The 8,102-nt window shown below is 42.6% G+C and carries 7 protein-coding genes and 1 pseudogene; 2 read left to right on the forward strand and 6 right to left on the reverse strand.

The window, feature by feature from the left end; genetic code table 11:
* Positions 1–158: 158 nt before the first annotated feature.
* The 6 genes from IM479_RS12810 to IM479_RS12835 form a co-directional block, all read right to left on the reverse strand.
* A complete protein-coding gene (locus tag IM479_RS12810) occupies positions 159–443 on the reverse strand; it encodes a hypothetical protein (protein WP_287685824.1) in 285 nt (94 codons plus the stop codon).
* 8 nt (positions 444–451) lie between these two features.
* Positions 452–1,729, reverse strand: coding sequence for a glycosyltransferase (locus tag IM479_RS12815; RefSeq protein ID WP_287685822.1), 1,278 nt, complete (start codon positions 1,727–1,729; stop codon positions 452–454).
* Between the two features lie 139 nt (positions 1,730–1,868).
* On the reverse strand, positions 1,869–2,939 hold the full coding sequence (locus IM479_RS12820; RefSeq protein ID WP_287685820.1) for a formylglycine-generating enzyme family protein: 1,071 nt from the start codon (positions 2,937–2,939) through the stop codon (positions 1,869–1,871).
* 34 nt (positions 2,940–2,973) lie between these two features.
* A complete protein-coding gene (locus IM479_RS12825) occupies positions 2,974–3,948 on the reverse strand; it encodes a methyltransferase domain-containing protein (protein ID WP_287685818.1) in 975 nt (324 codons plus the stop codon).
* Between the two features lie 365 nt (positions 3,949–4,313).
* Entirely contained in the window at positions 4,314–4,517 is a 204-nt protein-coding gene (locus tag IM479_RS12830) for a hypothetical protein (RefSeq protein WP_287685816.1), read from the reverse strand.
* Positions 4,518–4,611: 94 nt separating this feature from the next.
* Entirely contained in the window at positions 4,612–6,102 is a 1,491-nt protein-coding gene (locus tag IM479_RS12835) for a glycosyltransferase family protein (protein ID WP_287709262.1), read from the reverse strand.
* A 380-nt stretch (positions 6,103–6,482) separates the two neighbouring features.
* On the opposite strand from IM479_RS12835, the gene IM479_RS12840 reads away from it, so the two are divergent.
* Both IM479_RS12840 and IM479_RS12845 read left to right on the forward strand, forming a co-directional pair.
* Complete coding sequence (locus tag IM479_RS12840; protein ID WP_287685814.1) at positions 6,483–7,853, forward strand: ArnT family glycosyltransferase; 1,371 nt, start codon at positions 6,483–6,485, stop codon at positions 7,851–7,853.
* Positions 7,854–7,892: 39 nt separating this feature from the next.
* A pseudogene (locus tag IM479_RS12845) lies at positions 7,893–8,102 on the forward strand (hypothetical protein); the annotation flags it as partial.

The raw sequence follows: 8,102 nt of genomic DNA on the forward strand, positions 1-8,102 counted from the left end.
ATTTTGGCCGCAGGACTTGCGGTGTCAGTCTGTAGAGCGACCATAAGACCAGAACAGAGTAAAACTGTTAAGGCAGGTGCGGAACCCCGCAAGGGAAAGAAGCAGAAACCTAAATCGTGAGGTTTGGGAATCACCGTCCGTTTACGACGGTGAGGATGTCAAGGCTGACGACAATGTTTAATAATAGTTAGGGGTGTTTCTTGACGTTGGACGGCATGAATTGTCGGACAATGGGGGAAAGCATAATAATCGGGGTCGGCGGCCTTTCCCCAAGGAAAGTCATCGGCATTTTGATCAAGCCATTCCATCCCCTCCTTGAGACTTAATCCCCGGTAATCGGTTTCCTGTTGACCTTGGGCCGCTTTTAAGTCCCGAAAATTAATGCTGCCAGGGGTTGAACGAGAGTTAAAAAGGGTTTGCAGGATGCGAGGGAAAGTTTTCAAAGGCTTTCCTATTGCTTGCCGGACTTTTCGGGTTTAACCTCCGTCACACGCCAACTGAGTTTTAAATTCATCCAGAAGTTCCAAACGGTAACTATAGCGATCGCTATTAAGTTAGCAATATAGCGATTAATATCTAAGACATTGAAGAAAAAGTTTAAGAGCAGGACGTTGAGGATCAAACCGGCCAAACAAATAAGATTAAATTTAAGAAAACGTTTGAAACGCTGCTGCCACTGATTTTGGCCGGTGGACAAATCGCCAAAAGTCCAGCGATCGTTCCAGAGAAAATTATTAATAATGGCCACCTCGGCGGCGATAATCTTACTGCGAGTTACTCCCCAAGCGAGGGTGGTGGGATCGCTGAGGAGATAAAAGATAGCCATATCGACGAATACGCCACTAAACCCGACTAAACTAAAGCGAAGAAAGCGATCGAGGGGGAATTGCCAACGTCTTTTCAGACGACCAACGCGACCACGAGAACGTAATTTCAGCAGATGCAGAATATACTCGATGTACTGTTTCCAAGTGACTTTGCTTTCGCCGTCTTGACGCTCTTGGAAAACGTAACCCACTTCGGCGATCTGGTCGATATTGCCGCGGCCGATAACTTCGAGGAGAATTTTATAGCCCATCGGGTTTAAGATCGGGCCAGCGATCGCTTGTCGATTAACCATGAAATAGCCACTCATCGGATCCGATACCCGTCCCACCACGTTAGGCAGAATGACTAATCCCAACAGCTGCGCCCCCCGGGAGAGGAAGCGTCGAGTTAGACTCCATTCGCTGACTCCACCCCCTTCCACATGGCGACTAGCCAGGGCGAGATCGGCTCCGGCTCTGGTTTGCTCGAATAATTTTAATAACACTTCCGGGGGATGTTGTAAATCGGCATCGATTACCCCAAGGATGTCGCCCCGTGCCACTTGCCACCCCCGTACCACTGCCGAGGATAAACCTTTTTCTCCCTCCCGGCGCAGCACTCGCAGCTGGGGATATTCAGGGATTAAAGACGCGGCGACTTCCCAAGTGCGATCGGGACTATTATCATCGACAACGATCAGTTCGTAATCGTTGGGCAGGGCTTCGTCGAGTATTTGACTGAGAATGTTGACTAATTGAACGATATTTTGCCGTTCATTGTAGGTGGGAATGACTAGAGACAGGCTGAGAGGATAATTTTTTTCTTCTTCTAGGTTGCCGTCGTCCGGGGGAGGAGGAGATAAAGGTATCTGTAGATCTCCTGTGGGGGGAGTTAAGAAAAGATGAGACTGCTGTATCTTCATGAAAAATTTGACCTCACTCGCGGTTGATTTAGCTACAGACGCACTGACAACGGCAGAAGATTCTGAATACTTTTGGCCCTTTGGAACCTAACCTATTGAACCATACCTTTGTCGTCTCTTGGGCGCACACAAGCATTGATTAACCGGTACTATCGGCCATGACTCGTAAACCCAAGACACTGTGGTGTTGATCGGGAAGGCAAAAGGTGCGATTGGCACTGCGTAGGTGCCTAGCTTCATCCCCCCAACTGCCCCCTCGCACTAAACGGGCGGAACGATAACGGGGCTGCAAGCGATTATCCCTGTCTAACCAAGCACTACCATCCAGGGGCGGGGTTCCCTCGTAATTCCGGTGCCAGCTATCGGCGCACCATTCGCCCACGTTGCCGTGCATATCGTAGAGACCGAAATTATTGGGGGCGAAACTGCCCACCGGGGTAGTTCTAGCCAGATAGGAGCTGCTGGGTTCTTCGGCGTAGGGATCATAGACGGCAAAGTAATTGGCGCGCTCGCTGGTGAGGGTTTCCCCGCAGTAAAAGGGGGTGGTTGTACCGGCGCGACAGGCGTATTCCCAGCGTGATTCACTCGCTAGTCGGTAATCTTTGCCGGTGGAGCGGGAGAGTCGTTGACAAAATTCGATCGCCTCGTACCAGGAGACTCTCTCTACGGGTAAGTTATCGCCTTGGAAAAAGGAGGGCGCCGGGTTGAGTTCGAGATTAATTTTGGGCAGTTGCGCGATCGCTCGCCACTGTGCTTGGGTGATCGGGTATTTGCTCAGAAAAAAGGCCGCCGTCGTCAGGGAATTTTCTGGTTTTTCACTGCTAGTATGATCGCCTCTTTCCTCATTTTTTGAGCCTCGTAGAAAACTGCCCCCCGGAATAGCCACCATCTCTAGTTCGCTGCCGTTGCCTAGGGGTTCGCGCCAGGAACGAGCGCTACCCTGACGGCGATCGATAATTTGCCCTTGACGATCAACGGTGACTGTTTCAAAGCTATATTCTGTCAACTGGAGATTTTGCGGATTTACCGGGCGAATTTGCCGCAAAAATTCTTCTATTTCCTCTATATTCTTTGCAATAGCCTGGTTTTGGTCGGCAGAGTAACTGAGCCGAGAGGAGAGAAGGGTAGTTAGTCCGGCACTTCCTCCGGCTAGGGCTGCTAATTTCAGCAAGCTACGTCGGTTTAAGAGGGGATTAGGGCTATAGTTCATATTTTTAGGGAACTGGTCTGATATTTAGGCATTTCTAATCTTGATAGAAACGACTTTTTACTAAACAATAGGCTCTTTCATCGCCGTCACGACTGGCGGGATCGGAGTTTTCGGTATTACCTACTGTTATATAATCGCAAATTTCCCAGCCAGTTCGCTGTAAAATTCGGCGTAACCCGGCATTAGAAAAAATCCAATAGTTAGTAGAATCATTATTTGCTTCTAGTTCATCGAGTAAATAGGCTAGAGGAATCGCGGAAAGATCGACTCGATTAGCGGCATTACTCACCGTATTAAACTTAGTGACGCGGGTGCTAATCAGGCAATAATTGGCAGATTTTGCTAGGGTTTCGAGGGCATAGTAGGGATTTTTGAGATGGTATAAAATTCCTAAGAAGATGACTAAACTATAGCTTTTTTCGGGAAGCAGAAACTGGGAATCTAAGTTAACATCATGAATCTCCACAGAGGAAGAAAGAGCGGTTTTGAGCAGTTTAACCCCTTGCAGAAGATTAAAGTTAGTAGGAGCGTAGTCCACTACCTGCACTTTACAGCCCAAAGATTCCAGAAAAAACGCCAGATCCCCATCGGCACAACCAATATCAACAATCGGTTTTTCCGAGATTAATTCCAGTAGAAAACGGTTTTTACCCGTTAATAGTAATTCGAGAATCTCGAAGCAGGTTAAAGTGTTGTAAGGATACCAGCCAAAATTGTCGGGAGCCAGTTTTTCTTTTTCGGCATCTAATTGGACTCGAAACTGGCGGGCTTTATTTTTGATTACGCTAATATCGAGAAGTTTCGGACTAATTTCTTGCAGTTCGGGAATGGTTAAGGATAACTGACCTAATCTTTCATAAATAGCGTTTTTTTCCCGAATCATTTCTTGTTTTTCTTGATTCAAACTCTTCAGATGATCTTTGAGAGAATCTCGTTCTTCAATTAAAGTCTCTCGTTCATCAACTAAGCGAGGATATTTCCAGAACTTAAGATATTTCTTGATTTTCATCTATCAATAGGGAGGAATTAATTTTACTAAGTTAGTCTAGGGAGGTCTGGCTGTTGGATATTTTTGCCGAAACCACCCTAATAATACCCTCGATCGGGATCATTTGTCAAGATATTTACCAAAATTTTTGAGTTTTAAAGTCAGCTTATTATTGGCTTTTATCAAAATTAAGCTGAGAATTTTTGCAGATGATTTATTTTTAAGTATTATAGATTTGGGGTAACTTCCTTAGAGAAAAATTGACCTCCTGACTCCTCTAATTCTACCCGTTACTAATGATTAGTGGCGATAATTTTAAAATATTTGGAGAAATCTCGACAATGGGGACAGTATTCAATCAAAACAGTGAATGTTAGGGAAATTAACTAGATATAGAAAGAGCTAGTATAGGTGTTTAGACCGTGGAGCGATCGAGTTCCGTGGTGGAGAATTTCCCGGGCATTCAGTCCAAACCAAGCCTCATCTCCGTGCAATCCGGGGAAAGAGGAGAGGTTGACGAGCATAACAAAAAGTATGTAGATTAAAATTAGAAACATTAGGTAAATTAGCCAGATTTTAACTTTTTTCATGATCGAAGTTATCTCGCTTACATAATTAACTTTTTTTCGGCTTTTTAGACTTATTTTTGACAAATTCTGCAAGTTTGTCTAAAGATATATTATCTTACTCGCCAGCTTCTTTGAGATACTGATTGATATGATAATTCGGGTTAACTTGGCAAGAATTCGAGCGCCTGTAAACGCAAGTTCCGTTAAAGCATTTCTCCCGTTGATAATCTCCGACCGCGGCAGTGTCTTGGTTAAACAATAGATAATTAAAATAAGGTTGTAGTTCCTCGAAATTTTGGTTATCTTTGAGGAAATAAATCGGCACATCTTGGTGTAAGTAGGCGTATCCCCCCGTGTACTGCCACGCCAATCCTTTTACTCCTAAACCGCACAGTTTTTTCTCGCTACTTAAATACTGATAGGCTTGTAATTGTCCGCCGTGGGTTTGCCAGTGAGTGTAGCCCGGTTTTTGCCAAGGTGGTCCGAAATTAAAAGTCTGGTCGGTATTAAAACGCCCCGCCAACAACCAGGATAGAAAAGCCCAAAGAAGTAAACTACTAAAAATAACGATAGTTTTGCCGGCGAGGGAACCTCGCATTAACGATAAACGCGAGACGAGAGTGGCGGTTCCCAAACCGGCGAGAATAATAATTAGTGGTAGGGCAGGGAACATATAGCGATATTCTTTGTGACCTAAAAAGCTGTGAGAGAGGATAATAACTAGGGACAGAAGGGCGAGAATCCAGTGACGACGAGCAGCGATTGCACAGAAGAAGAGGATCGGAAACAGCCACCAAGACCAATTGAGGGCTAACCAAGTAAAATATTGCTGCCAAGGGGATACGCCAAAACTATTAAATTTTCCTTCAAAAATATTAATCCAGATCAGTTTCCAAATCGATTGGAAGGGGGTGGACCAAGTGAAAGCGTCTAAAGCACCCCCCAGCAAAACCGGACCGATAAAACCGAGGGCAAGGGGCGGTAATTGTTGAAATTTTTTTTGTCTAACTTGATAAATGAGGGCGATGGCGATGGCAGGCAGTAAATGAAATCGAAGATAGGTGGTCAATCCGTAGAAAAACCCTGTCCAATACAGTCGCTGACGAGAGGGGGGATTTTTGCCGTAACATCCTAAATAAACGCCGACTAGCAGGGAATAAGCGGCCATAACTTCGGTGAAGGCTTTCGGGGCAAAATAAATAAATTCAAACCAAATCGCACAAATACTGCCGGTTAGGATAGCGCCGGCCAAACCGATGCTTTCGTAGGCGATCGAGAATCCGATCCAAACGGGGATTAAAGATAGTAAACTGAGAAAAATCTTGATGCTGGCCAGATAGCCACTGGCTCCTTCCGAAAAACCAGCAGTTAGCTTCATAATTCCGCCAAGAATCCCCGGAAATAACCAAGAACGAATCCCGTCCCGAAAATCCCAAGGTATCATCCCATTGCCAAAAGCTAGTCGATGACCCTGTTCTAAGGTCTGAAAAATTTCATCCGGCCAGAGAATATTAGGATAAGAGAAAGCGGCATTTAGACGCAGGAAAAGAGCAAAAATAAGGATTAATAACAACCAAACTCTAGAATAATTTAACTGACGAATCATGTTGGCAACTAAGGACAAGATGTTTGCTTTAGGGGAAAATATAGGGATTTTTAACGGGGTAATTGTTGTTACTCGGCTATCAAGCTAATGTTTTTTAGCATATTGCTGATGGTAATGTCAATCTCTTAAGTTATAGTTTAGTAGGGAGAAACTGGGGAACTTTTCTGCCAGAAATGAGTCCCTTGTCTGGAGTTGGCTATAAAGATGAGTTTACCATTTGATGTCCCTGAGAATTTACGCAGGAGAAATTATCGAGATGACTTAACCTCGATAATCGGGTATTTAATCGATCTGGGTTTGTCAAAAAATTTAACCGTCAAACCATGTTACAATAGCACGGGTTCACCCCAAAAGATAAATAGCGAGCCAATTTCAGAATAATGCTGCAGCGAGATTTTATATTTAAGAATTTTGAAAAGTTTGATTACCGTCTATTTCTGGGTGTATTAATTACGGTCTTGGGATTTATCTTAAGATATTATCAGTACGATTCCTTGCCTCCCTATAACTGGACTCAAGATGAATTTGCCTTTGCTTGGAGTGGCATGAGTTTGATTCAAGAGGGAGTTCCTACCAGTTGGTCTTTCCTCAGTCCCACGGATGATTTTCTGGTGACAGTTTGGGAAAAAACTGCCGTTCGTTATCGTTTTGTTACCCCTTGGTTTGATCATCCTCCCTTGTTTGGATTAATTGTGGGTATGACGGCTATTTTATCGGGAGCAAAGGAATTTTTTGACTGTAGTTTAACAGTAATTAGAATTCCTTCTTTAGTTTTTGGCACTCTCTCTATTTTCTTACTTTATTTATTAGCTTTACGTTTGACTAATACTGGTGTGGCGATTATAACTTCTTTAATTTTTGCCACTAACCCCAATACGGTTTTTTTATCTCGTTTAGCAGTTAGTGAAAATTTATTATTATGTCTAAGTTTAGCGGTAGCACTTTTATTCCTTCAGTACGGTGAAAAGTCTCAAAAAAAGTATCTATACTTGGCTATATTTCTAGGTGGTTTAGCACCTTTAGTTAAGGTGACAGGATTATATATCCTCGCTTCTCTAGTTGCTTTACTATTATTCCAAAAAAATTGGCGAGATAGCTTAATCGCTTCTCTGACGGCAGTTTTATCCTTAGGTTTATATTACCTTTATGGTTGGTTTTATGATTTTAGTTGGTTTTTAACCACCCTTCAAGAACATAAAAATCGCTTTACGGATTTTGCTATGTTAAAAAATCTAGTTCTACCCACAGTTTTTTTTGAGGATGGTTGGTTGATTTTTAGTTGGATAACTTTACTGCTTGTTGCTAGATTTCCTTTAAAAATATCTAAAATACGATTAGTTACTTTTCCTATATTAATCTATACAATTCTTCTGATTTTTTCTGGCGCTCAAAGTCATTACTACGCTTGGTATGTAATTCCTTACTATGGATTTCTCTTTCTAGTGCTTGGTATATTCTTAGACGATTTTCGTAAGAACCCTGATTTTATCGGTGCTGCCACTATCTTTATTTTTATTGTCGTTTGGTCGGTGAATTTAAATATTAAGGATTGGGTTTTGAGTTCCCCTTACGGTAGATATTACTTTATTATCGGAACGGCAATTACTTTAGGGGGATTTTTCTTTAATGATTTAACCGAGAAAAAATCGGAAATTTTAACTAATTTTGTCAAGATAATCATGCTTATTGTCTTTTGGGGATTGTTACTAGGTAATCTTAATCTCATCCTTAACTATAAATTGCCAAGTTAAGCTAGTAAAACTAAACAAATAAATCTTGAACTTTTAATTATGACAACTCTGAAACGTTTTCCACTTTCTCATCCCTTATTTTGGGCAATTATCTACTTTATTGCTTTGGGAATTATCTCGGTTATTTTAGGTCAAGATGTTAGTTGGGATTTACGCAATTATCATTTCTATAATCCCTATATGTTATTGACAGGAAGGTTTAAGTATGATGTCCTACCCGCGCAGATACAAACTTTTTTTAATCCCCTG

This window comes from Microcystis sp. M165S2, from assembly GCF_020245885.1.
Taxonomy (GTDB): Bacteria; Cyanobacteriota; Cyanobacteriia; order Cyanobacteriales; family Microcystaceae; genus Microcystis.